Below are 25,563 nucleotides of genomic sequence, written 5' to 3' on the forward strand. Positions count from 1 at the left end.
GGACCTAAAAAATTTGAAGTTAAGTCTACATTCAAGAGGCTATAATAGAAAAAATGTGCGATTGCAAAACCACTAATTAATATAAATCAAGCCAAAAAAAGAGACGAGGATGGCCTCATCTCTTTTCTGTGAATTCTATTATAGGAATAGACCTGCGATTGTTGCAGATAGCATAGAACCAAGTGTTGCACCGATAAGAAGCTTCATACCGAAACCGGATACGCGTCCGCCTTTCTCTGAATCAATTCCTTGTACGGTACCTGCGATAATCCCGATGGAAGAGAAGTTCGCAAAGCTTGTAAGGAATACCGTTACGATACCAACCGTTTTCTCAGATACGCCATCAAGCATGTTCTGGAATTCAAGCATCGCTACGAATTCGTTAGTTACAACCTTCGTACCCATGATTGCACCAGCATCAATCACTTCTGCGGCTGGAATACCCATAAGCAATCCTATTGGAGCAATAATGTAACCGAGCAGCTCTTGCAATGTAAAGCCATTGAAGACGGCACCAAATATAGCATTCACTAATTCAAGAGATGCAATAAAGGCAATTAGCATAGATGCAACGATCAATGCAATTTTACCGCCATCAAGTGCACCGTTACCCATTGCTTCGAAAAAGCTTTTAGCATTGGATACGTCTTGAATGTCAACGTGGTCTTCTTCTTTTGAAACTTTTACTGGAGCAATAATAGAAGCTACAATCAACGCACTGAACATATTCAATGGAAGAGCAACTAGAATATATTTGGCTGGGAGCATACCTAGATAAGCACCAACGATCGATGCAGAGACAGATCCCATCGCAGAAGCACTGACGATATAAAGACGGTTATCGTTCAAATTGTGAAACTGTGATTTAATGGCTAGCAATGCTTCAGATTGACCGAAGAAGATACTGTTAACGGCGTTAAAGGACTCAACTTTTGGAAGACCAGTAATCTTAGATAGTCCCCAGCCGAGATATTTAATGATAAACGGCAAAATCTTCAAATAAGTCAAGACGGATAATATTGTTGCGAAGAAGATAATGATTAATAGTACGTTAAAGAAGAAAACACCGTTTTCTCCGACTTGGACACCGCCAAGCACAAAGTTAACCCCTTCTGTTCCGTATTCAATCAACTTATTGAATCCCCAGGAGATTCCATTTATGATTGTTTGTCCAATATCCGTATTGAACATAAACCAAGTAATGAGCAACTGAACAACCAGCATGATTCCAATGCCTTTAAAGTTAATATTTTTGCGGTCATTTGACATGAGGAATGAAAGTCCAAGAATGACAGCAACTGCAAGAATTCCTAAAAGAATATCCACGGATAAATCCTCCCCTAATGTATTAAAAAACTGATAAATGCACAATTGATGAAAATGCTTACATCAAGTAATTCCACTATGAATATTAACAGGTTGTCAGACGTCATGCAAGGCTTTTTTACATAGGCAAAATTTTCATACAGTCATTTAAAAGATGCTCTCTGTGGCTAATTTACCCAATATAGCAAGGTTTTTATCCGTTTTTGTCGATTAAAAATCTTTTTTACATGTGTATATTCATTTAATTTCATAAAAAAAGTAGACCTAAACAAGTAATAGGTCTACTTTGTAACACTCATTTTTCTTAATAAATACAAAAAGTATGGAGCTCCGATTACAGCAGTGAAAATTCCTGCAGGGACTTCAGTTGGCGGAAGCAGTCCCCGTCCAAGACCATCGGCCAATAATAACAAGGCCATGCCTGTCAGAGCTGAAGCAGGAATTAAAAAGTAATGTCTGTTCCCTACTAGTTGTCTTGCGATGTGAGGAGCAACCAAGCCTACAAACCCTAACGTGCCTACTACTGCAACAGAGGCAGCAGCTAAAATGACCGCTACCCCAAGTAATAAGACTCTTGCTCTCCTTACTGGCTCTCCTAGTCCTTCAGCAACATCATCCCCCAAATTCAATACGTCTAGCTTTGGTGAGAGTAATAGCGCCAAAGGGAACAGAAGGATGATCCAAGGAAGAAGGAGAAGAACATCTGTCCAATCTTTACCCCATAAGCTGCCTGTCAGCCATACGAGCGCTGCGTTCGTTTCTACTGGGAATTTCACTGTCAACAGCTGTATTCCCGCCTGACAAATCGCACCTAATGCAATTCCTATAAGTGCGAGAGTTGCTGGTTTTACCCCTTGTCTGTAAGCGAAAATATAGAGAGCTACTGTCACCGCGCCAGCTCCGATAAAAGCAGCAAGAGGTAACGCAATAACTGGCGAGTCAGCCCATAAAATAATAGTAGCAGCGGCCGCTAAGCCCGCTCCTTTTGTTATCCCTATCACGTCAGGTGATGCGAGCGGATTTCTGATGATCCCTTGAAGAATCGCTCCTGATACTCCTAACCCTGCTCCGACTAGAAGCGCCATCACGATCCTTGGCATTCGGAAATTCTCTATAATAAAGGCTTGTCCCTCTGGATTTGAACCCAGGAAATAGGTAAGAATCGCGGAAGGTGAAATGTACACTGCTCCGACACCTATTGAAATAAAGGCACCGACAAATACCACGATAGCCAAACCCATAATCCATAACAAAGGAATTCTGTTTTCTTTTTTCATGCCTTACGACCTCCTTTACGGGCTAAATAAAGGAAGAATGGGGCTCCTATCAATGCTGTGACAATCCCTACAGGCGACTCTGAAGGAAATGCAATAAATCGTGATATCACGTCAGACACCGTTAATAAAAGCGCTCCAAACACAGCTGAGACCGGGAGGACGTACAAGTAATCAGAGCCTATTATTTTTCTGACGATGTTCGGGATCATTAAACCAATAAATCCTATTGGACCAGCAACAGCTACAGAAGCACCAGCTAAAATAACGACTAATAAAGAAGAACCCACTCGGATAAGACCGATTTTCTGTCCTAGTCCACGGGCAACGTCATCTCCTAGACTGAGAAGGGTAAGGGATTTAGACAGCGCTAAGGCAGCTACTACTCCTACTATCGCCCAAGGTAGAACCAACTTCACATCTCCCCAATTCCGTCCGTCTATTCCTCCCGCCAGCCAAAACAAGACATCTTCTGTCGAGGTTTCATTGAAAAGGACAACCCCTTCAATGATAGAGGACAAAAACATGTGGATGGTAATCCCTGCAAGGGCAAGTTTAACAGGGGTCATCCCTCCCCCCGTTGAAGCTAAATAATAGACCGTTGCTCCGCCTACTGCAGCTCCTGCAAACGCGAAATAGACTAATGTGTTCGGAGCTAAATCGGGAAGAAGTACCACACCAAGCACGACCATCAAGGATGCTCCGGCATTAACTCCAAAGATTTGTGGAGAAGCAAGTGGGTTATTTGTAATGGATTGCATGATGGCACCGGCAATAGCTAAACAAGCCCCAATTATCATGCCAATGACAGCCCTTGGCAGACGAATGGTATGAATAATGGAAGCTGCTTTACTACCGTTGTCATTAAAAAGGAGACCTAATACCGTTTTAAAATCAATCTGGTAAGCCCCTATACTCAAACTGGCAATCAAACTCAGCAATAATAATATAAGTCCAATCATTAACGTAAAGCCGATCCGTATAGTTTGAGGTTGTTTTTGTTTCAACATTGTTTCCATAATTAATGTCTCCTATTTCTACCTACACTTGATTCAACTTTATCATAAATTTACATAAAAAAGCGGAGGCAGGCCCTCCGCTTTTTCTTTTTATTCATAAAGATATCCGATGGCATCTTCTAAAATCTTCTCTGAGGAAATCAAGCCGCGGAAACGTGACCACATATTGCGATCCACCTCATAAACCGCATCGTTTTTTACAGCTGATATATCCTGATAAAGGTCATTGTTCTTCCATTCATCTACAACAGTTTGATCACCCGTCGACATATGGAACATCACATCAGGATTGAATTCTACAACTTGTTCCAAATTGATCTTATTGTAACGAGCATCACCGCTCTGAATTGCATTTTTCAAACCGATCGACTCCAAGAGAGAGCCTGTGTAAGATTCCATGTTGTGTGCAAAGTACCCACTGTCAGCGACTACTGCCGGCAAAACAGTACGATCTTCATCTTCAGGGACTTGTGCACGAAGCTCTTCCATTTTAGCTTTGTGTTCCTTCAGGACTTCCTGACCTTCTTCTTCCATCCCCATCGTTTTGGCTACCGTTTCGAAACTGTCGATGATTCCTTCATAATCTGCTGCAAGAGAAGGAAGGATGATCGTCGGTGCAATTTCTGAAAGCTGATCGTAGATATCTTTATGACGCTTCATATCTGCGATAATCAAGTCAGGTTGTAAGGAACTAATCACTTCCAGCGAGGGCTGCTTACGTGTCCCTACAGAAGTATAATCACCAATTTTTTCTCGTATAGGTTCAATGATACGTTCCTTGTCGTTGTCATCGGCAATTCCAACAGGAGAAACACCTAGGGATGCAAGGTTATCTACAAAAGAGAATTCAAGCGCAACCACTTTTTCAGGTGTACCGGAGACTTCTGTTTCTCCCATTTCGTGTTCAATGACACGAGTATCTTCCTTTTTAGTTTCTTCTTTTGTTTGATCCTCAGACGATTGTTCTTCGTTCTCACCGCTTCCGCATGCCATGAGAATAAAAGCAAAGGCAACCATAAGTATAAAAGCCATAAGTTTTCTATGTTTCATTGTACTTTCCCTCCACCTAATATTGATAATCATTCTCAAAATAAACTCTGCTTTCTATCATAATCAGAAAGTCTCATTCTGTAAAGGGTTCCCATAAGAAAAAGGTCGATGAATAATCATCGACCTGCTAATCCCTTATTGACTAATGAACATTTGCGTCCAATAGTGACCATAACTGCCACCCTTGGCATAGCCTACACCAATTTGTCTTAAGTTTGGATCCAATATATTCTTCCTGTGACCTGCACTATTCATCCATCCATTGACTACCTCTTGTGGCGTACGCTGTCCTGCTGCAATATTCTCGGCAGCTCGGCGGTAATTCACATTAAAATCTCTCATCATGGTAAAAGGTGATCCATAAGTTGGAGATGTATGAGAAAAGTATCCTCTGTCTCTCATGTCTCTTGATTTGTATCGTGCAACACGGGATAACTGCCAGTTTTCTTTAAGCGCTGGCAAACCATTTTTTGCACGTTCCTGATTGGTCAAATCGATGACCTGTTGTTCGACAGACTTGATATTTCCCTTCAATGGGATGGTTACCCGATCGCCCGGATAAATCAAGTCTGGATTATAGAATTGCGGGTTAGCGTTGATAATTTCAGATAATCCAATTTGATAACGCTTGGATATCTTCCACAATGTGTCTCCGCTTTTTACAATATAAGTATCTGTTGCCGCGTGTGTCGTTTGTGGTATCTGCACAAACAATACCGCTGCCATCATCATGACTCCTAACCACTTCCAAAACTTCACATTCATTCGCTCCTTTATAGTGTAGTCAGATGTAGTTTGGCTTAATATAAAGATTCTATGTACTATAGAAACTAAAATGCACCTGCCGATGGTTAGTCGACAGGTGCTATACCTAAGGGGAGGTATACAAATTTATAAATGAAACGAGCGAACTGCTTTTGCGAGTAGCGCTCTGTTCATTACTAAATGGGTAAATTGGTTTCAAATTCAATCCTTTTACAAAAGTACCTTTAAAGTTTCTGTACTATACAGACGAAAAACTACCGCCACAGGTTTCAAAATATCCAAACTTTTTTAACTAATGACTCCGTACTGGATAATCTTAACCTTGACGTCCGGTACGATGTTTATATTTGGGAATTCCTCCTCCCAATTGACTTTATTCCAATATTCCGGATGGTAAGCGTGAACTTTGCGTCCAATATAAAACACATCACTATTTGCTTCTTGAACTTTAGCTATAACTTCCTTGGAATGCTCTGTCAATAATTCCGAAAGCTTCTTATTCAATTTTTTAATTGTCTTTTTATCCGTCAAGTGGTTTCTTGGATATTCTACAACTCTCACTTTCAGGTTTACGTTAATATTAGCCGTAACCTGATCCCCATTCACCTTCACTTTTATATCATGAACATTCTTCATAACCCTCACAGTGATATATTTTCTCACATGATTTTCTTCTTCATCAGCAACCTTTTCAGTTATACTTGTAATCTTGCCTCTCCTACCTTCTAATAACATTAGTAAAGAGGTGTGGTGAGCAGGGATATAGACACCTGAATAGGCATCATTATGGAATAGCGCAAGTCCAATAAAGTTCAAAAGCTCCTTCTCTTCCTCTACTTTTAACAACGGGACTGCGAAGTCAACCCCTGGTTCAAGTAATTCACCATGCAATGTTTCTATGTTCTCCCCTGTAGAGTGAGTAGATTTAACCAGTCCTTCAAGCAGGCCACTGGCATAATTACTGAAGCTCGTCTCATTATTAGGTGTCAGCCTAATCGCATCTTCGGCTTTACCGTCTATAATCGCTATATAAGCGTTTAGATTATTATTCGGATTTCGATAAAATTGATCGAATACTGGTTGGATACTATCCTTAGCTAATGCTTCCCCTAACAAAATAATTTTCGATTTCGAAGGGTCGAAAGATTCTGCAACCATCTGATCGGTATAATCCCTTGCTTCCCTTGGGGTATCTGCAGAGGTTGTAACGACCTTAATTAGTTCACTTGTCGGACCATCCCCACTTCGCTGAATGGTTGGAATGGTGACCGTTTCCTGTATTTCTCCATTTTCATTTTGGTCAAATCCTATAGCTAGTACAAGTTTTATATCTTTAAATTGTCTCTGATCCCAACAGCCCGTAAGAAGCACGAGGCATAAAATAATATAGAACCATTTCCTTTTCAAGATACTCCCCCTCGCTTATTACCTCTAAGCAGGCTTACTACATAAATAATTACAAGAAAAGCTATCGAAAATATATAACCAAACCAAACAACCAAGTTATTAATTTGATCAACCAAGTTCATATTGTAACCAATAAACGAAGATGGAATAAACAAAAGGGTAGCTGCAATCAAATTAGGTATGGTAGCTCTCTTCGAATTGAAAACATCTTGGATACCTAAGCCTATCATATAAATATAAGTAGTTATCGTCGTTGCTACACTAACCATCCATATCGATAGGAAAAACAGGTCGAGTCTTGTTACGATAGGAAACTCAAAGGATTTTAACATGAATAGCAATGGCTGTTGAACAAAACTAATTTCTTTAGTACTAAAAAATGTAAAGCTGACAAGCACAGTAAATAAATAAAACAGTACTACAAACCAATGAGCATAGAAAATGGTCCTTAACTTTTGTTTTGGCTTTCCTTCTACTTTGGAATAAATCACCAAGCTGATGATAAAACCAAAGAATGACAAAACAGCCTCATTCGCTCCTTTTATAACAGGCACCCATCCCGATTGTAAGATAGGAAAGAGATATAAAAGTTTTGACTCCTTTATAGCGTATAGGACAAATACGATAAGAAAAACTAAAAGACCAGAGACAAACGTGTAATACCTCCCCATTACGTTTACACCGCCTGAAGCCAGATATAAACAAACCAGGAGCATAAAAAATGCTAATATCCAAAAAGGCGTTTGAGGCAGTACCCAAAGACTAATCAGCCGAACGAACAAAAGTAATATCACCATTGCTACGATTATAAAATAAGCGATATATAAGACAGAAACGCCCTTTCCCACCCACTTGGAAAAGACAGCCTCATTGATCTCAAAAAAATCTTTTTCTGGATATCGCTTTGCGATCAGCCAAATGATCAACAGTATTATCTGCAGGAGAAAACCTCCAATAAGCAGCGAAATCCAGCCATCTTGCTTAGCAGTAGAATGAAGATCATAGGGCAAAGACAAAATTCCGACACCAATTTCAGTTTGAATAATAATAAAGAAATACTGGCGCCGGGATAATTTAGTTTTCATTTTTGTTTTGCTCATTCTTCACCCACTCCCTCGACTCCTGCATTGCTTCAACCTGCATAGGATGTGCATCTTTCGGCCTTTTTTTCATCATAAACAATGGGAGGCGTATAAAGGTGTCCTTTAAATCTCTGATATTTAATGGGGCTACTGGAGAGAAATAAGGTACTCCAAATGATTCGAGCCGCGTTAAATGAATAGTTAAAAATAAAAAACCAAACACAATCCCTATAAAACCGAATGTACCGGCAAGGAAGATTAAAGGAAAAGTCATAAGCCTTAGCGTCGTACTCAATTCATTTGATGGAACGACAAAAGAAGCGATAGCGGTTAAGGCAACTACAATAACCATCAGGTTTGAAACAAGACCTGCTCTAACTACCGCATCTCCAATAACGAGACCCCCAACGATCCCAATCGTCTGTCCAACAGGTGAGGGAAGCCGAATCCCTGACTCCCTGATCAGTTCAATTATAATAACCATTATCAACGCTTCCAGCAAAGGAGGATAGGCTATCTCATTAATAGAACTTTTAACAGGAATGAGTAGCTGATCTGGCAGTACTTCGTAGTGATAACTTATAATGGCAATGTAAAAAGCTGGCAAAGCGACGGCGATGATAAAACTGGCCAAGCGGATTAATCTAACAAATGTCCCTGTATACCAACGCGCATTATAATCATCAGCAGCTTGATAAAACATGAAGAAAGTTGAAGGTGCGATTAATGTAGTCGGACTTCCTTCCGCCATTAAGGCAATTCTACCTTCCATGATATTGGCTACCACTCGGTCAGGCCTCTCTGAATTTAACATTTGCGGAAATGGTGAATAAGGGTTGTCTTCAATGAATTCTTCGACATACCCCGGACTTTGAATCATATCTACGGAAATCGCCTTTACTCTTTCTTCCATTTTTTGAACAATTTCCGGATCAGCTATTCCATCCATATATATAATGGCAATGTTCGTATTGGTTTTCTTACCAACCTTGAAGTATTTTACAACAAGGTCACGATGTTCAATCCTTTTACGTACGAGATTGATATTAATCATTAAATTCTCTACAAACCCATCGTGTGATCCACGCACTACTTTTTCATTTTGAGGTTCTTCCACATTCCTATTAAACACAGAAGTTACATTAAATCTCGTGATTCTCGAATTTCCATCTTCCAGGTAGATAGCGTGACCGCGAAGTAACGTCATAATTGCTTCTTCTAAATTCTTTGTATGCCTCGCATTAGGAATTTCAGATATATCATCAATCTCTCCCCATTCCAATGGAGCAAAGATGTTTTCCTGTACTTTCTCCTGGTCAACTAAAGATTCGATATACACAAGAACAGCGTGCCCTTTATTTAAAGCTCTAATTTTTAAATCACTGGATTTATTTAATGCGTTTAATAAATAATCCACATTGTCAGATAATTTTGTGGAACTTGGCTGTTGCGGATCCTGCTGAGGATCTTGCAATTTTCTATCTTCTGCTTTATCTCTATCTCCTAAGAAAAACCTTCTTATAAATCCCATTTGCATCACCTTCAATTAGGATGCCTCGTCACCTGCCAATCTATACAGGAATTGGCAGGAATACATAAAAAAAGCCTCATGGATTTCCATGAGGCTTTTTTTTATTAATGACCTGGGAAAAAGATCATTTGTAAAATAAAAATAACTGCAAATAGGTAAAGCAGCCAGTGAACAGATCTCCCTTTCCCCATCACCAATTTCAACACAGGATACGTAATAAAACCCATTGCAATTCCAGTTGCAATACTAGAAGTCAAAGGCATTGTGAGGATAATGATGAAGGCTGGGAAGGCATCGTCAAAGGACTTCCAGTTTACATTCGCCAATCCCTCCATCATAAAACATCCGACGATGATAAGAACGGGTGCGGTAATCGCCGGCAAACCTGACACCGCTCCTACTAAGGGCGCAAAGAATATAGAGACGATAAACAAGCCAGCCACGACTGTTGTAGTCAGACCTGTTCTTCCGCCTGCAGCTACACCGGATGATGATTCAATGTAAGCAGATGACGGACTCGTTCCAAACATAGCTCCTACCGTTGTAGCTGAGGCATCTGCCATCAACGCAGCTCTAGCTCGTGGCAGACTTCCATCTTTCCGAATAAATCCGGCCTGTTCAGCAACACCTACCATTGTGCCTGTCGTATCAAAGATTGTAACTAGTAAAAAGGCAAAAATAACAGTATAAAGGCTGTTTGCAAAAACTCCTGCAAGATCGATATCCCAAAACACTGGGGTAGGGGGAGCTGACATTACTTTGGTGATCTCAAGCTGACCAGTGAAAAACCCAATGATACCAGTAATCAGCATACCAATAAATAATCCACCTGTTATATTTCTAGCAATGAGAATAAGTGTGATGAATAACCCTACAATCGTCAACAACGTTCCAGGTGCGGTCAAGTCTCCTAAAGTGACCAACGTCTCTTCACTTGCTACGATAATTCCTGACATCCTAAGTCCTAGAAAAGCGATGAACAGCCCAATTCCTGAAGTGATTCCATATTTCAGTGAAGCCGGGATGGCTGTAATCAGCATCTCTCTTAAACTTGTCAAACTCAAAATCACAAATAAAATACCAGCTAAGAAAACAGTGCCTAAAATAACTGAATAACTGACGTCCTGCTGGATAACCTCTGTTACGAAGTATGCGTTCATACCCATACCTGGTGCAATTGCAATCGGATAATTTGCAGCAAAAGCCATGATGAGTGTGCCTACGACAGCAGCAATAATCGTAGCCATGAATGCTTGTTCAAATGGAACTCCAGCTGCTGACAGAATGCCTGGGTTTACGACAACGATATAAACCATTGTTAAGAAAGTGGTGGTTCCCGCTAATAATTCTGTACGTACATTTGTATTGTTTTCTTCTAATTTAAATTGATTTTTCATTCGTAACACCTTGCTTCCAATTAAAATAGCAACGGCTATTATATTATCTTTTTCACGAACAAAAATCAATAGTTTCATTTAAAATGTTCGTGTTTTAATTTTGAAAGGAGAAATAATTGATACTATCTATACCTATGATATAGTTTATTCAGCTATATAGCAGGATAGCGGAAGACTATGTTTCGAGAGAACTCGGGTTCGTTTCCTTAAAAGTGCTAGGGATGGCTGGCAAGATCCCGCAGGTTGGTAAACCGAGGAAGCTTGCCGTCATCCCCGTGGAAAGCGAGCGATTTTCCCTCCCACCTTTCCTGTTACTAGATAACAGAAACAACCTCACCAAAGTGAATAGTTATCTTGAAACTGAGTCTTCACGAAAGGAAGTTTTAATGGAAGAAAAGAGACAGTAGAGTGGCGCTGTATTTTATCAGAAAAAAGGTTATGAAAAATCAAAAAGAATCGAAGATAAACTCCGATTCCTTTCTTATCCAGGCCGATACCAGCCTATGATTTCTCTCGAATCTTGCTCCTCCAAATATAAGCATTGAGCCTGGGCACCTCCGACGCCGGACTTCAGGGTCACCTGAACACTTTCTAAATCAATTCTCTTCTGAAAGATACTTTGAGAAAGAGAGGCAGCCTGAATCCGGTATTTTTTCATCACATACGTTTGTCTGGTGATAGAGCGGCTTCTCAGCGTCAGTTGTTGGTCTTTAATATCCCACCCTGCATCTTTGTACGCTAGCAGTCCTAACCCAGTAAAAGCTAGAGCCACTAAGATTCCTAACAATCCAAAGGGAAATAGAAATATGCTTAATGGAATGACTCCAAGCCATGCAAACCATGAATGCCGAATCATATATCTTATCTTCGCCCTTTTTGGCGGCTTGTTCCAATCTACCTCAAAATGATATTCTGTTAAGATTTCATGAAGTACATGAGCAATCTCTTTCTTTTTAATAAACGGAAGAACTCTCAACTGTTGATCAGACTCGTTTGGAAGTCCGCCCCCTGCACTGATTAAAGTTACGGATGCAAAGCCAAGGGGCTGACGGATCAAATTCTCATCTACTCTTAATCCTTGGATGCGATTCAGAGGGATGGTCATCTGTTTCTTCTCTAGCCATCCTCTCGTAATGATCAGATCATCTTCATTTAGATAGACCGCGAAATTTGCATATCTGAAAATTGTCAGCAAAATAGAAATGGCATAGGCGATCAAAAGGACCACAAGGGCTGTAAAAGCCACAATCAATACACCGATCTGAATCCAGTCGAGTATTTGATCGTAAATAGCTCCAAGAGGCAGGGCGTCCATAACTTGAGAAAAGAAAACACCAACACCAGAAATGACGACACCTGCTCCACCTGAAGTGATGGCCATAAGGATGATGTCTTTCATGTTCATTTCATAAACTTTCTTGCGATCAGACCATTCATTTTCACTTTCTTGGCTTTCCTCATATTCGTCTTTCTTATTTTTCTCCTTCAGAATTAACGATTCTAATTCTTTCGCCTCGGAAAGCTTGATCGCCGTCAGTTCTCCTTCAGCTTTCTGATTTTCTGTTGACCCCGCTGTCTCTACAGAAACTTTGACAAGCTGGAAAGGCCGATGGAAAATCCCTTCAGAAAAATCAAGACTTTGAATTCGTTCAAAAGGAATATAGCGCTTTTTACGAAAAAGAAGTCCATACTCAATCCGAAGCTCGCCCTCCTCTATCCGGTACGTGAATCGCAGCCACTTTACGATTCCTGCAAAGAGAATCAATATGAGAAAGCCAACCCAAATCAATAGAGGTACCCATTGGATATCTCCACTCAGAACATTACCGTTTAAGAAAAATACAACTAACAAAGGGAGTAATGCATCTTTTAAGCTTTTCACAAAATTAATAAGTGCTGAAATTGGGTGGAGACGCTTCGGTTCAAACATCTTCCTCAGCCACCCTTGCTAAAGAAGATATCGACTGCCTCAGCTCTTCTGCTTCTTGTTCATCAAGAGCAGGTATCTTATGTACGGTAGCCGCTGTCGAGATGCTTATCGTAGATAATTTATATTTACGCAGCAACGGTCCTTGTTCCGTGTCGACGTGCTGAACTCTTATCATTGGGACGAGTGTTCTTCTTATAATAAATATGCCATATTGAAGTTCGATGTCCTGATCGGTCACTTCATAGCGCCATCGTTTCCAACGCAAACTAGGAATCAACCATACAGAAAAAAGGCTTTCAAAAAGGATGATTCCCCCCGCGATAGCTAGTAGCCAAGAAGGCCAATTCCACAATAAAACAGTGACAATAAGACCGACTGCGAGCAATGTCGTCACCCCTACTTGGATCGCACCATAAATTCTCCACAGAGTTAGTGCTTTTCGGGATATTCTTTGAGCTGGTTCCTTCCACATAAGCAGACCTCCTTACCCTTTCACTATCCATACGGTTCTGATCCTTAAATGGTTTCACCCATACGAAAACCAGACATGTAAAACATGTCCGGTTGATGGTTGCTTATTTCGTACCTTTTCCTAATTGTCTTGATCTTTCTGTACATGCTCCCATCGTTTGGATGACAGCATTACGAAATCCTTCTTCTTCTAGTTTCGTTACCCCTGCGATCGTTGTTCCGCCTGGAGTGCAAACAGCATCTTTCAAGTCTCCAGGATGGCGGCCGGTTTCAAGCACCATTTTAGCAGCTCCCATAACCGATTGCGCCGCTAATTTATAAGCCTTATCTCTTGGAAAACCTTCGTTCACAGCTCCATCAGCCATCGCCTCTATAAACATATATACAAAAGCCGGCGATGAACCACTCAGAGCTGGGACGGTATCCATTAGTTTCTCTTCGACGACCTCGGCTTCACCGAAGCTTTCAAACACTTCCATGACTTCCGCTAATTCCTGCTTTGTCACAAAATCATTCGGACAAAGCACACTCATTCCCGCTCCTACCAGAGAAGGGGTGTTCGGCATGGATCGGATGACTTTCACGTTTTTTCCAAAAGCCTCTTTCATAGCATCAAGAGTAATTCCTGCAGCAACTGTAACGACTACCGTGTCCTCTGGGACTTCCTCCCTAATTTCCTGGATGACGCCTTGATAGACATAAGGCTTTACAGCTAAGAAAAGGATCTCACTTTCTCTCGCCAGCCTTTTATTATCATTAGATATTTGTATGCCGTACTCATCTGTAACAAAATCAATGGTTTCATCAGACAAAGCTGTAGCGGCAATTTGTTCCGCTTCAACCAAGCCGGCATCAATCATTCCTTGAATCATCGCCTGTCCCATTTGACCGCAGCCGATAAATCCGAGTTTTTTGTTCACCGTACATCCCTCCTTAGTCTCTCCATTGTATAGGAATCTTTCTTTCATCACAATTCCATTTAATAAGAAGGATGAATTTACGTTAACGTATAGTAAATATTTCTTGTTTTCTGGAGAAAAGGTTTACAAATTATGGCTTGTTCCCTATAATATAAAGTGTATTCTTCATATCATATTGAAACACCCCAAATATCATAGCTGCTACGAAAAAAGCCGAGCTGCCTCAAGCTCGGTTTTTTTCGTTGGTCACTTCTTGTGTTCTTACTGCTTCTAACAATTTGCGCACTTCTTTTTTGCTGTTTCTCGCCACAAGAATATAGAGCGTATCCCCTGTTTTAATTTCTGTCTGACCATACGGAGTGATCACGTCTCCGTCACGAATGATCGCGTTAATAAGAGCGCGATCAGGCAATTCCATGTTCTCTAGCGTTTGACCTACAATTTGATTGTGAGCCATAACCTCGAATTCCATCATTTCCACATTAGCTTTCCCGATCGAGATCAGTTCAAGAGAATGAATTGGGTTCGTCATTTTTTCGGATACCAACTTAAACCTCTCAGCTAGCCATGTAATGGAAGAGCCCTGGGCAAGTGTTGACATGAGAACGGTAAAGAAAACGACGTTGAAAATAATTTGACTGTTCTCCACCCCAGCAAGCATCGGGAATATAGCCAGTACGATCGGTACGGCGCCACGTAGTCCAGCCCACGATAAGAATAACTTTTCTTTCGTATTGAATTTAAATCCGGCTAAGCTTATGAAAGTGGCTACTGGTCTTGCGATAAGAATCAAGACAAGTGCAACGATTAATCCATCAATCATTACAGGAAGTGTAAAAACTTCTGATGGAAAGACGAATAACCCCAAAATGATGAACATTAATATTTGTGCCATCCACCCAAATCCTTCATGGAACCGGAGGATTGAATAACGGTAGGCAAGTTCTGCATTTCCGATAAAAACAGCCGCTACATAAACAGCAAGAAGTCCACTCGCCTGGATGAGAGAACTTGCACTATAGGCCAGAAAAGCAAAACCGAGAGCGAACAGCGGGTAAAGGCCGCTCGAATCAAGATTGATACGATTCAATGAATAACTGGCTAGATAACCGATTACCGCACCGACAACTAACCCTGCCCCCATTTGCCAAAAGAACGAACCGACCATGCCCCAAATATTCACGTCAGGAACTGTCAGCAACTGAATGAAAGCAATCGTAAGAAAAACGGCCATCGGGTCATTGGTACCGGACTCGGCCTCAAGGGTTGCTTCAAGCTTCCCGCGAATGTTTTTTCCTTTTAACACAGCAAAAACGGCAGCCGCATCTGTCGAACCAATGATGGAACCTAATAGAAAGGCTTCAAGCCAAGTGATATGTAAAATATACTTTGCCGCTATGGCAACGATTCCAGCTGTAAGCACAACCCCCACAGTCGCCAATGTTACTGAGGGTCCAATGACTGAGCGTATATCATTCCATTTCGTCTGCATACCGCCTTCAAATAGAATGACAATTAGCGCAAACACACCGACAAGCTGGGCAATTTCAGGATTATCAAAATAGAGAAATCCCAGTCCATCACTGCCGACAATCATTCCTACAGCTATAAAGAGAACAAGGGAAGGAACACCTAATCGAGAAGAGAATTTTGTGACGACGATACTGATGATCAATAATAGTGCTACGAGCATGATGAATTGATTAGACTCTAAGATTTCTTGAATCATTACAGATACCCCTTTTTTAGCTTCATTCCTCTATTTTACAAAAAATGATAGTAAAACGCATGGATTTGAATTCAAAGCGGCTCCCATTACCGGGAGCCGCTTTGAATTTATACTTCCTGATATAAGTCTTCAGGGATCCGTTTCAGAAAACGGCTCTTTTTCGTCTGGTAAAAGATATCCAGTTCATGCATCGCTCTCGTACATGCGGTATAGAAGAGTTTCCTCTCTTCTTCCCTGTAGTAAGTCTTATCTGATGCATCTGGAATAATTACGGCATCAAACTCTATCCCTTTTGCATAATAAGCAGGGAGCACTAGCACTCCTTTTTCAAAGGTTTGCGATTCTTTATAAATAAGTCTTGCTTCAACCGTATTTTTCAACTGGCTATAAAAGTTTATCGCATCCTTTTTAGTACGCGTAAGGACAGCTACCGTTTCGTACCCTTCCTTTAGTCTTTGGTTGATAGTCACCGCCACAGCTGCCACAGCATCGCTCGTTATTTTATGAAGTCTTGGCTTCTCCCCCTCACGGTTAAATGCCTCGATCTTTTCCCCTTCAGAGATCATAGGCTTCGTAAACTCGACGATTGGTTTGGTGGATCGATAGCTGCGCATCAATTGTATCCGTTCCGTATCTTCGTTTACGTCCTTTGCTTCTAAGACACTCGGCACATCCGAAAACAACGTGTGAATCGCCTGGTTGTAATCTCCTAATAGATTGAAGCGGGCATTTGGAAACAGCTGTTGAATGTATTTCATTTGAAACGGTGAATAGTCCTGAGCTTCGTCAACAAACACATGGCGAATATCCGTATTCACTTTTCTTCCCTCGATTTGATCCTTTAAATAAAGATAAGGGGTAATATCTTCTGCGTACAACTGGTTCTTTTCTATAGCTGCTTGAGTATAATCCGTCACACCATTCCACTGCTCTTCCCCATTAGATCTTACTATTTCATAAAACTGGTGGTACAAATTCTTCATCTGGATGAACTTCAGACCTGCTATTTTCTTTCTCAATGGGTGGATAGCTCGTTGAACAACTAATTTAGTTAAAAGCTCTTGCTCCCTCTCGAAATCATCAAAGGTCTCCTCATCAAATTTTTGATGTTTTTGTAGCTCTTTATATGCGTCTAAATAGTCCTCTTTACTTAGAAAAGCCGCCTCTTCCTCTGGCCAGTCTTTTGTTCGTTCTTCTGCCTCCAGCTCTTCCAGTTTGCTTAAAAGCCAATTTTTCACGCTCTCCACTCTGTTCGGGATGCTTCCACTAGAACGATAAAAGTTCTCCCTTATTTCATCAGCAGCAACAACTTTTCTCCCTCTGAACGTAATATTCTTAAATACCATTCCCTTATTTTCTAACCTTTTTACAAAAGCATCTAACTGGTCTTTAAAAGCAACCGCCGCTTTTAGCCGAATCCCCTTTTCCCTGTCGCTATACCATCGATCCTCAGTGTGATCAAGCAGGTATTCAAGCTGCTCAAACGGTGTCTCCACGTTAAACTCGTGATCAACTCGACCAGCGGCATATTCTTGAAAGGTCATCTGGCGCATGTTTTCTTCTCCGAGTTCTGGTAGAACAGAAGACACATAACTCATAAACATGTGGTTTGGAGAGAATAAAAGGATTTGATCTGCAGTAATTGATTTTCGATCACGATAAAGCAAGTAAGCGATTCTCTGCATGGCGGCTGATGTCTTTCCACTCCCTGCTACCCCTTGCACCATAAGAATTTTGTTACGCTTAAAGCGGATAATTTTGTTTTGTTCCTTTTGAATCGTTGCGACAATCCCTCTCATCTGAGCACTCGCATTACTGCCAAGGGCCTGCTGCAGCAGCTCATCCCCAATCGTCACTCCTGTATCGAACATTCCTTTTAAAAGACCTTCTCGAATGATGAATTGACGCTTCAGCTCCATTTCTCCTTCTATTTCTCCTTCAGGTGTTTCATACTGAGCAGGCCCTGGCGAATAATCATAGTACATACTCGAAATCGGAGCTCTCCAGTCATAAATTAAAAAATCTTCTTTTTTTCTATCCATTAAAGATCCTATACCGATGTAAATGGAATCTTTTTTCCCATCTTCCACAAAATCAAACCGGCCAAAATAAGGAGAATGCTCCTGACGTTCATACTGATCCACGAGCTTATCAAACTGCCCGTAGCTCCGTTCCCTCTCTGCTAACAATTCTGCCTGCTGTTTAATACTTGCATATGTCTCAATTACTTCATCAGGTTCATCTATGTTGACTGTAACATCATCCCAGAAACCTTTTCTCAGCTGTTGAATATCTTCTTTTGCCGTTTGGTTATCATTGATGATTTGCTGTTTCTTTTCAGATAATAAGCGAGTTATAAAATCAATCCGTGATTGTTCTTCTTCCCATTCAATCGTATTCTTATCCATAGAACCACCACTCCATCATCTTTTTAATCTTCTCTCTTGACAACTGCTAGAACTTAATGTAAAATTATAATTGGGTACATATGAATGAACGCATAAACCAAGAGATAGATGGTATTTATTCTACACGAGTACGTGTTAGAATACAACCTAAAATATGATAAAAAAGCCAAGCAACTATTGTTGCTTGGCTTTTCCTTTTTTAACTTAATATCTCTTCTGCATTTTCTTCACTGAAAAATTGTTTCATCGCGTGGAAGACGTCCGCTTTTTTGCGTAAAATATAGTAGCGGAATTTCGGATGATCAATGTTTTTATACGCTTGCATCAAACTAGAGGATCGATTATATTGATTGACTTCCCCATACCCGAACATTTGCGAAACTTCTATTAACTCATCAATCAAAGCAAGGCAGCGTTTGTTATCAGACGTTAAGTTATCTCCATCTGAGAAGTGGAACGGATAAATATTGTACCGTTCAGGTGAATACTTCGTGTTAATCAATTCTAATGCTTTACGGTAAGCAGATGAACAAATCGTACCGCCACTTTCCCCTTTTGAGAAAAAGTCTTCTTCACTTACAACCTTAGCCTGGGTGTGGTGAGCAACAAACTCGACTTCAACGGTTTCATAATTTTTGTTAAGGAAACGGTTCATCCAAAAGAAGAAACTTCTAGCCATATACTTTTCCCACTGCCCCATGGATCCACTCGTATCCATCATAGCGATAACGACAGCCTTGGATTGCGGCTTCGTTTTTTCATCCCATGTTTTGAAACGGATATCTTCAGGATAGATTGGGGAGAATGAAGCTTCTCCACCTAAGGCATTTCGTTTATACGCTTCAAGCATCGTTCTTTTCTTATCGATATTTCCAGTTAATCCAGTCTTACGGATATCACTGAACTCAATATCAGTATGAACGATATTGTCCTTCTCTTTTTCATCAAGGTTCGGTAAGGTTAGCTCTTTAAATAAAGCCTCTTCAAGCTCTGCCAACGAAACTTCTGCTTCATAATAATCTTCACCAGCTTGATCACCTGCTCCATCTCCATCGCCAGGCTTACCTTTTGATTGAGGCGCTTGAGCAACCACATCGCCGACTTCGCTGTCCCCATCTCCTTGCCCTGCATGTTTATTCTTTTCATAATTGTAACGAATCTTATATTCATCAAGCGAACGAATCGGTATCTTAACGACACGCTTCCCATTCGACATTACAATGTTCTCTTCGGTAATCAAATCCGGCAATTGTTTATTCATCGCATCTTTTACTTTTTCTTGATGTCGCCGCTGATCGTCATAGCCTTTCCGATGGAGGGACCAGTCGTCTTCGGCGATTACGAAACTCTTCTCTTCATCCATAAATTTTCTCCCTCCTAATCGAGTATTACTCTATCGTATGCAGGTCCACGTAAATGGATGAAGGATATTGAAATATGAATGGTTTATTTCTCTTTTTTTTATTTCGATAAAAGGCTTGAGGACGCGGTTTACAGCACTGCTTGTCTTAATCATACACTTAGAACATTAGGCGGGCGCCTCTATTCCCATGTAAAATAAACACTCCATTTTAAGAGTGTTTGTGAAAATGCATTTCCACTCTCTCTTCCCGTTCTTTTGAGTTCTATTCTCCAACGTTTGTCCTCTGTTCCTTTACTCGCACTTTCTGTTCCCTAACTCTCTTCATCTAACAAAAACCCCGCTGTATGGATTACAGCGGGGTTTGCTTACTTATATTGTTTGACTATATAAACGCTTGGATATCAGTGTTTGGATGATGAGAAACAGTCCTCCAACTGCCCAATATAACGGTAAGGCCGACGGGGCTGAAAAAGAAATGAGCAAGATCATAATGGGTGAAAGAAGACCAACCAACTTCATTTGCTTTTGCTGGTCAGCTGAAACTCCTATGAGTGACACTCTGTATTGGATGAAATACAGGAGACCGGCAATAAGTGCCATAGTCACGTCTGCTTCTCCCAGGTTAAACCAAAGGAAAGAATGGGTAGCAATTTCTTCTGAGCCTCGTATCGCGTAATATACTCCCATGAAAATAGGCATTTGGATGAGAATCGGTAAGCATCCCATATTCATGGGGTTGATGTCATGAGTTTTGTAAAGTTTCATCATTTCAGCTTGGATTTCTTGTTTTTCTTCTTGGGTTTTCGCTTCTTTCAAACGGCTTTGAATATCATTCATCTCTGGTTTGACTGCTTCCATTTTAATTCGCATTTCCTGACTGTTTTTATACATCTTTAGCATTAGCGGAAGTAGGACAAAACGGATAGCTAAGGTTATGATGATAATCGCAATCCCGTAATTGTCACCAAAAGCTTCTGCAACCATTTTAATCGCAATTACAAAGGGATCAACGAAATAGTTATTAAAGAACCCTGTACTACTTGCATCTGGGTTACTGGAACACCCAGCTAAAACCAAACCAATACCTGCCAATACACTTAACAATCGTTTCACATTACATCCTCCTCTTTATTCGTTTAAATTAAACACGAATAAAGAGGTAGTGGTCGTCATCCTTAGAACTTTCCTTCCTGCGCACTGTTCGTTGCAGCCAACGAATCATTTCATTGGCACACTCCACCACATCGTCTAACACAATGAGTTGTGGATCATTCTTTTTTGGGACAATGTGACGAGAGCTCATCCATCCTGAAGTGTCGGCCACCATTTGTGTCCAGATCGCTTCAAGGGATATACGAACTAACACACTTATATATATCGACAGAAACAATAAATCATAAGATCCGTCTAATAGTTCAACTAATATATTCATAACAATCTCTTTTCTAAAAAGTCTTAGTTGTTTATACGAAATACACTACTAGAGGTTTCATATAAATTCAACCCACGGTGATTGGTTACTAAATTTCCAAACAGAAAACCCGCCAGCAAGGAGCTGGCGGGAATATTTTAACCTTCTAGTAACAAGTCATATGGATCTTCAATCATTTCTTTAATACGCCGCAGGAATTGGACGGCTTCTTTACCATCGACGATTCTGTGGTCGTAGGAAAGCGCGATGTACATCATCGGACGAGCCTGAATCGTGTCATCCGGCATTACTTTGGCACGCTTTTCAATATTATGCAATCCAAGAATACCGACTTGCGGAGAATTCAAGATTGGTGTTGAAAGCATAGAACCGAAAATTCCACCATTTGTAATTGTGAAGGATCCGCCTTGCAAGTCATCCAACTGCAGTTCTTTGTTACGGGCTTTCGTTGCAAGATCAGCAATCCCTTTTTCGATTCCGGCAAAGTCAAGACGGTCAGCATCGCGGACAACCGGCACAACTAAACCTTCATCAGTAGAAACTGCCATTCCGATGTCATAGAATTTTTTCTTCACAATTTCATTCCCTTGGATCTCTGCATTAATTAATGGAAATTCCTTAAGCGCACCAACAGCCGCTTTTGTGAAGAAAGACATGAAGCCAAGCTTAATGTCATGTTTTTTCTGGAACGACTCTTTACGCTCACTGCGAAGCTTCATGACGTTCGTCATATCAACTTCGTTAAATGTTGTTAGCATCGCTGAATTTTGCTGTGCTTCAACTAGGCGCTTCGCGATGGTTTGACGGCGGCGAGACATTTTAACACGTTCAACCGGTTTGTCGAATTCGGTTTTTTCGTTATTTTTCTCTTGTTTCTTCTCTTTTTTAGGTTCTTCTTTCTTCTCTTCTTTCTTGCTGCCACCCTTAGCTGCTGCGTCTACATCTTCCGGACGGATACGGCCTAATGGATCTCTCGCAGAAATCTCACTCAAATCAATTCCAAGCTCACGTGCGCGCTTACGAGCTGCAGGAGTTGCAACAATATCTTTGTTGCTTTCTTTCCTTTGTTCTTTTTCGTTAGAATCAGAGGAAGATTTCTCTTCTTTCTGTTTTGAAGCTTCTTCTTTTTTCTCTTCTTGTTTCTCTTGTTCTTTTTCTTCTTCATCTGAAGAATCTTCGTCAGATGAAGATTCCTCGTCAGATCCGCCTGCTTCACCGTTCTCATCCACTTTGGCGATGACGTCTCCGACTTCGACATCATCTCCTTCGTCTTTCAGGAGCTCTGCAATGACGCCACTGGCGTCTGCATTTACTTCAACGTTTACTTTGTCTGTTTCTAATTCAAGAATTGGATCGCCCTTCTCTACCTGATCACCTTTTTTTACTAGCCATTCAGCGATCGTTCCTTCTGTGATAGATTCAGCTAATTCAGGGACTTTAATTTCCTTCATTTGAATTTCCTCCTTTAGACATCTGTAGCGCCTCATGAATTATACGATTTTGCTCTGTTTTATGAATATTTGGTTCTCCGACTGATGGCGACGCTCGGTGTGGACGGCCAACATAGCGGTGAATTTGATCACCTTTCAATAGCTTGTGGAGGATTCCTTCAACAAAGTACCAACTACCCATGTTCTGCGGTTCTTCTTGGACCCATACCAATTCTTCCAGGTTCGGATAGGTTTCAAGAATCTCTGCCAATCTCTTTTCAGGGAAAGGATAGATTTGTTCAATGCGAACAGCGTCAATCGTTTCAAAGGATTGGTCCGCATTTTCCACTGTATCTTCAATTTCTACCATGATTTTTCCGCTTCCAAGAAGTAATGTCTTCACTTTCTCCCTTGCTTTATCATCTTCTTTCGTCAATCCAGGCTGCCTCATGATTGGCTGGAATTTACCTTCGCTGAAGTGAGTTCCTTCTACAGCGACACGCTGGTTTCTAAGCAAGCTCTTCGGACTCATTAGTACCAGTGGGCGAGCTTCTTCCCGATCACTTATAGCTGCTTGACGACGAAGCAAGTGGAAATATTGAGCTGATGACGTTACATTTGCCACTGTCCAGTTATTTTCTGCTCCCATTTGCAAGAAGCGTTCAAGGCGGGCACTTGAGTGTTCAGGCCCTTGTCCTTCATACCCATGTGGGAGTAGGAAAATCATGTTGGATTTTTCTCCCCATTTCGCACGTCCTGCGGATATGAATTGGTCAAAAATAACTTGTCCGGCGTTAGCAAAATCGCCAAACTGTGCTTCCCAAAGCACAAGCGTTTCAGGAGCCTGGACGCTATATCCATATTCAAATCCAATGACCCCAGCCTCAGAAAGCGGGCTGTTATGAATATCAAAGGATGCATTGGCTTGCTCTAACCCATGCAGCGGACAATAGGTTTCACCTGTTTCCACATCGTGAAGCACCATATGACGGTGAGCGAATGTTCCTCGCTCTGTGTCTTGTCCAGTAATACGGATTGGGCGTCCATCTTCAAGAATGGAAGCAAAAGCTAATGCTTCAGCTGTCGCCCAGTCTACTTTTTGCCCCTCTTCTAACATCTTGCCACGGCGCTGTAGAATTTTTTCAAGTTTCTTGAATCCATTGAATCCTTCTGGGCGTTTCAGCAAACCTTCATTTAGGCCGCGCAACCGTTCAAGGTCAACAGCTGTTTCGATTTCATCAAGCGGCCGTTCTACCCCGCTTGGTCGGTCTTTTACGTCTGCCGCAGTGGCTTCATGTTCATCCATATTGTTGTAAATCTCACGAAGCTCTTCCTCTACTTTCTCTTTCATATCATCAAGAGTTCCATCTTCAACAATGGATTCTTCTTGTAAAGTCTTTTCATATACCGCAGCGGCTGTCGGATGCTCATCAATTTCGCTGTAGAGTCTTGGCTGCGTCGCACGCGGCTCATCCATTTCATTATGTCCGAATCGACGGTACCCTACCAGATCGATTAAAAAGTCTTTATGGAACTTTTGGCGATATTCATACGACAATGCCATAGCAGATAAACACGCTACCGGATCATCGGCATTTACATGGACGATCGGAATTTCAAATCCTTTAGCCAAGTCACTTGCATAACGAGTAGAGCGGCCGTGTTTACGATTAGTCGTAAACCCAACCAAGTTGTTTGCAATAATGTGTACAGTTCCACCGGTTCTGTATCCAGGAAGATCACTCATGTTCAAGGTTTCAGCGACTACACCTTCTCCGATGAATGCCGCATCTCCGTGAATAAGAAGACCGAACGCTTCATCTTTATCCATTTGAGCGTATCCAGGCTCTGAACGGTCATCTTGCGCCGCTCGTGTAAACCCTTCAACAACTGGATTAACGTATTCCAAGTGAGATGGATTGTGACTGAGTGTAACACGAGTAGCCGATTGCTGCCCGTTCTCAATCTCCCGACGTGCACCAAAGTGGTATTTTACGTCTCCCGTCCATCCATAATTGATCCCCGTTGAGCCTTCAGATGGAACCAATTCCTTATCCGGAGAATGGTGAAACTCAGAGAAAATACGTTCGTATGGTTTACCCAAAATATGAGCAAGCACATTCAAACGGCCCCTGTGAGCCATGCCCATCATAATATTTTTAATCTTGTCACCGGATGCTAATTGAATAATGTGATCGAGCATCGGCACCATAACATCCAGACCCTCAATGGAAAAGCGTTTTTGCGCTACAAAGGTTTTTCCAAGGAAGTTCTCAAACCCTTCCACTGCTGCTAACCTGCGTAACAACTGTTTCTTTTCTTCATTACTGAGCGATACACGAAATGAACCGGTATCAACTTTCTCTTGAAGCCATTTTCTTTCATCTTCATTGTAGACATGGCCAAATTCAAACGAAATGGTACCTGCGTACCTTTCTTTTAATGTATTAACCACTTGAAGAGCATTTTGAAGCTTCAATGGGGAATCAGGCCAAACCCATTCAGCAGGCATCTCTTCCAGATCCTTTTCTTTTAATCCGTATGTTTCTAAATCAAGTAAATTTGTCGTAGGACGATCGTAACTCCCTACGGCATAAATATTTGCCTGTAAGTGGCCATGACGACGAATAGCCTCAACAAGTTTGATTGCTGAGGTCACTTTAGAAATGTCTTTATCCGTTGGCGACACAGCACCATTGGTTTTCACAGACGTATCTCCCGCCATCCAGTCAGGCGCTCCGTGCTCGTCGAACATTTCCTTTAATGTAGGATCGACTGCACTCGGATCGTTTGTGTATTGTTCATATTGTTCTTCAATATACCCCATGTTGGGGCCATGGAAATTTTCCCAGAATCTTTCATTGGAGCCTTGATTAGACACGTGTAATACCCCCAAGTAGTAGTTGGCTATTGTTTCCTCGAAAACGTTTCCAAGTCCAAATACTATTATAGAATTGAAACGCTTACGTATTCAACATTTTTCGCTGATTTTTTCATTATATAACAAATTTATTATAACAATAAAGGCG

At 41.2% G+C, this 25,563-nt stretch carries 19 protein-coding genes; all 19 read right to left on the minus strand.

Going from position 1 to position 25,563, the window contains the following annotated elements; genetic code table 11:
- Nucleotides 1-138: 138 nt before the first annotated feature.
- The 19 genes from ACRYKC_RS18615 to ACRYKC_RS18705 all read right to left on the minus strand — a co-directional run bounded on the left by ACRYKC_RS18615 (nt 139) and on the right by ACRYKC_RS18705 (nt 25,415).
- A complete protein-coding gene (locus ACRYKC_RS18615; RefSeq protein ID WP_085030652.1) occupies nt 139-1,326 on the minus strand; it encodes a NupC/NupG family nucleoside CNT transporter in 1,188 nt (395 codons plus the stop codon).
- 281 nt (nt 1,327-1,607) lie between these two features.
- Entirely contained in the window at nt 1,608-2,603 is a 996-nt protein-coding gene (locus tag ACRYKC_RS18620; protein ID WP_433809121.1) for a FecCD family ABC transporter permease, read from the minus strand.
- Entirely contained in the window at nt 2,600-3,610 is a 1,011-nt protein-coding gene (locus tag ACRYKC_RS18625; protein ID WP_433809196.1) for a FecCD family ABC transporter permease, read from the minus strand. The genes ACRYKC_RS18620 and ACRYKC_RS18625 overlap by 4 nt, the downstream gene beginning before the upstream one ends.
- Nucleotides 3,611-3,709: 99 nt before the next feature.
- A complete protein-coding gene (locus ACRYKC_RS18630) occupies nt 3,710-4,669 on the minus strand; it encodes an ABC transporter substrate-binding protein (RefSeq protein WP_433809123.1) in 960 nt (319 codons plus the stop codon).
- 135 nt (nt 4,670-4,804) lie between these two features.
- Nucleotides 4,805-5,401 (minus strand): SafA/ExsA family spore coat assembly protein, encoded by a 597-nt coding sequence (gene safA, locus ACRYKC_RS18635; protein WP_433809198.1) that lies wholly within the window; start codon nt 5,399-5,401, stop codon nt 4,805-4,807.
- A 321-nt stretch (nt 5,402-5,722) separates the two neighbouring features.
- Nucleotides 5,723-6,841, minus strand: a complete 1,119-nt coding sequence (locus ACRYKC_RS18640) for a Ger(x)C family spore germination protein (RefSeq protein ID WP_433809125.1) — start codon at nt 6,839-6,841, stop codon at nt 5,723-5,725.
- Complete coding sequence (locus tag ACRYKC_RS18645; protein ID WP_433809127.1) at nt 6,838-7,941, minus strand: GerAB/ArcD/ProY family transporter; 1,104 nt, start codon at nt 7,939-7,941, stop codon at nt 6,838-6,840. Before ACRYKC_RS18645 ends, ACRYKC_RS18640 begins: the two co-directional genes overlap by 4 nt.
- Nucleotides 7,916-9,460 (minus strand): spore germination protein, encoded by a 1,545-nt coding sequence (locus ACRYKC_RS18650; protein ID WP_433809200.1) that lies wholly within the window; start codon nt 9,458-9,460, stop codon nt 7,916-7,918. Before ACRYKC_RS18650 ends, ACRYKC_RS18645 begins: the two co-directional genes overlap by 26 nt.
- Nucleotides 9,461-9,558: 98 nt before the next feature.
- The gene (locus ACRYKC_RS18655; protein ID WP_433809202.1) at nt 9,559-10,851 is read right to left on the minus strand and encodes an NCS2 family permease; all 1,293 of its coding nucleotides are present in this window, start codon (nt 10,849-10,851) and stop codon (nt 9,559-9,561) included.
- 481 nt (nt 10,852-11,332) lie between these two features.
- Nucleotides 11,333-12,781, minus strand: a complete 1,449-nt coding sequence (locus ACRYKC_RS18660) for a PH domain-containing protein (RefSeq protein ID WP_433809129.1) — start codon at nt 12,779-12,781, stop codon at nt 11,333-11,335.
- Nucleotides 12,774-13,253, minus strand: coding sequence for a PH domain-containing protein (locus ACRYKC_RS18665; RefSeq protein ID WP_433809131.1), 480 nt, complete (start codon nt 13,251-13,253; stop codon nt 12,774-12,776). Before ACRYKC_RS18665 ends, ACRYKC_RS18660 begins: the two co-directional genes overlap by 8 nt.
- A gap of 103 nt (nt 13,254-13,356) precedes the next feature.
- On the minus strand, nt 13,357-14,172 hold the full coding sequence (proC, locus tag ACRYKC_RS18670; protein WP_433809133.1) for a pyrroline-5-carboxylate reductase: 816 nt from the start codon (nt 14,170-14,172) through the stop codon (nt 13,357-13,359).
- Between the two features lie 223 nt (nt 14,173-14,395).
- A complete protein-coding gene (locus tag ACRYKC_RS18675) occupies nt 14,396-15,901 on the minus strand; it encodes a potassium/proton antiporter (protein WP_433809135.1) in 1,506 nt (501 codons plus the stop codon).
- A 107-nt stretch (nt 15,902-16,008) separates the two neighbouring features.
- Nucleotides 16,009-18,309, minus strand: coding sequence for an RNA polymerase recycling motor HelD (gene helD / locus ACRYKC_RS18680; protein WP_433809137.1), 2,301 nt, complete (start codon nt 18,307-18,309; stop codon nt 16,009-16,011).
- Between the two features lie 199 nt (nt 18,310-18,508).
- Nucleotides 18,509-19,672 carry a sporulation protein YhbH gene (gene yhbH / locus ACRYKC_RS18685; protein WP_433809139.1) on the minus strand — a complete coding sequence of 388 codons (1,164 nt, stop codon included), beginning with the start codon at nt 19,670-19,672 and terminating at the stop codon, nt 18,509-18,511.
- Between the two features lie 369 nt (nt 19,673-20,041).
- Nucleotides 20,042-20,785 (minus strand): membrane protein insertase YidC, encoded by a 744-nt coding sequence (gene yidC / locus ACRYKC_RS18690; protein ID WP_433809141.1) that lies wholly within the window; start codon nt 20,783-20,785, stop codon nt 20,042-20,044.
- A 28-nt stretch (nt 20,786-20,813) separates the two neighbouring features.
- Nucleotides 20,814-21,104 (minus strand): hypothetical protein, encoded by a 291-nt coding sequence (locus ACRYKC_RS18695; protein WP_433809143.1) that lies wholly within the window; start codon nt 21,102-21,104, stop codon nt 20,814-20,816.
- 137 nt (nt 21,105-21,241) lie between these two features.
- Nucleotides 21,242-22,555, minus strand: coding sequence for a 2-oxoglutarate dehydrogenase complex dihydrolipoyllysine-residue succinyltransferase (gene odhB, locus ACRYKC_RS18700; RefSeq protein WP_433809145.1), 1,314 nt, complete (start codon nt 22,553-22,555; stop codon nt 21,242-21,244).
- Nucleotides 22,542-25,415: a 2-oxoglutarate dehydrogenase E1 component gene (locus ACRYKC_RS18705; protein ID WP_433809147.1), complete on the minus strand. Its 2,874-nt coding sequence runs from the start codon at nt 25,413-25,415 to the stop codon at nt 22,542-22,544. The genes odhB and ACRYKC_RS18705 overlap by 14 nt, the downstream gene beginning before the upstream one ends.
- Between the last annotated feature and the right edge of the window lie 148 nt (nt 25,416-25,563).

Source organism: Halobacillus sp. A1-3 (assembly GCF_050971765.1).
Taxonomy (GTDB): Bacteria; Bacillota; Bacilli; order Bacillales; family Halobacillaceae; genus Halobacillus; species Halobacillus mangrovi_B.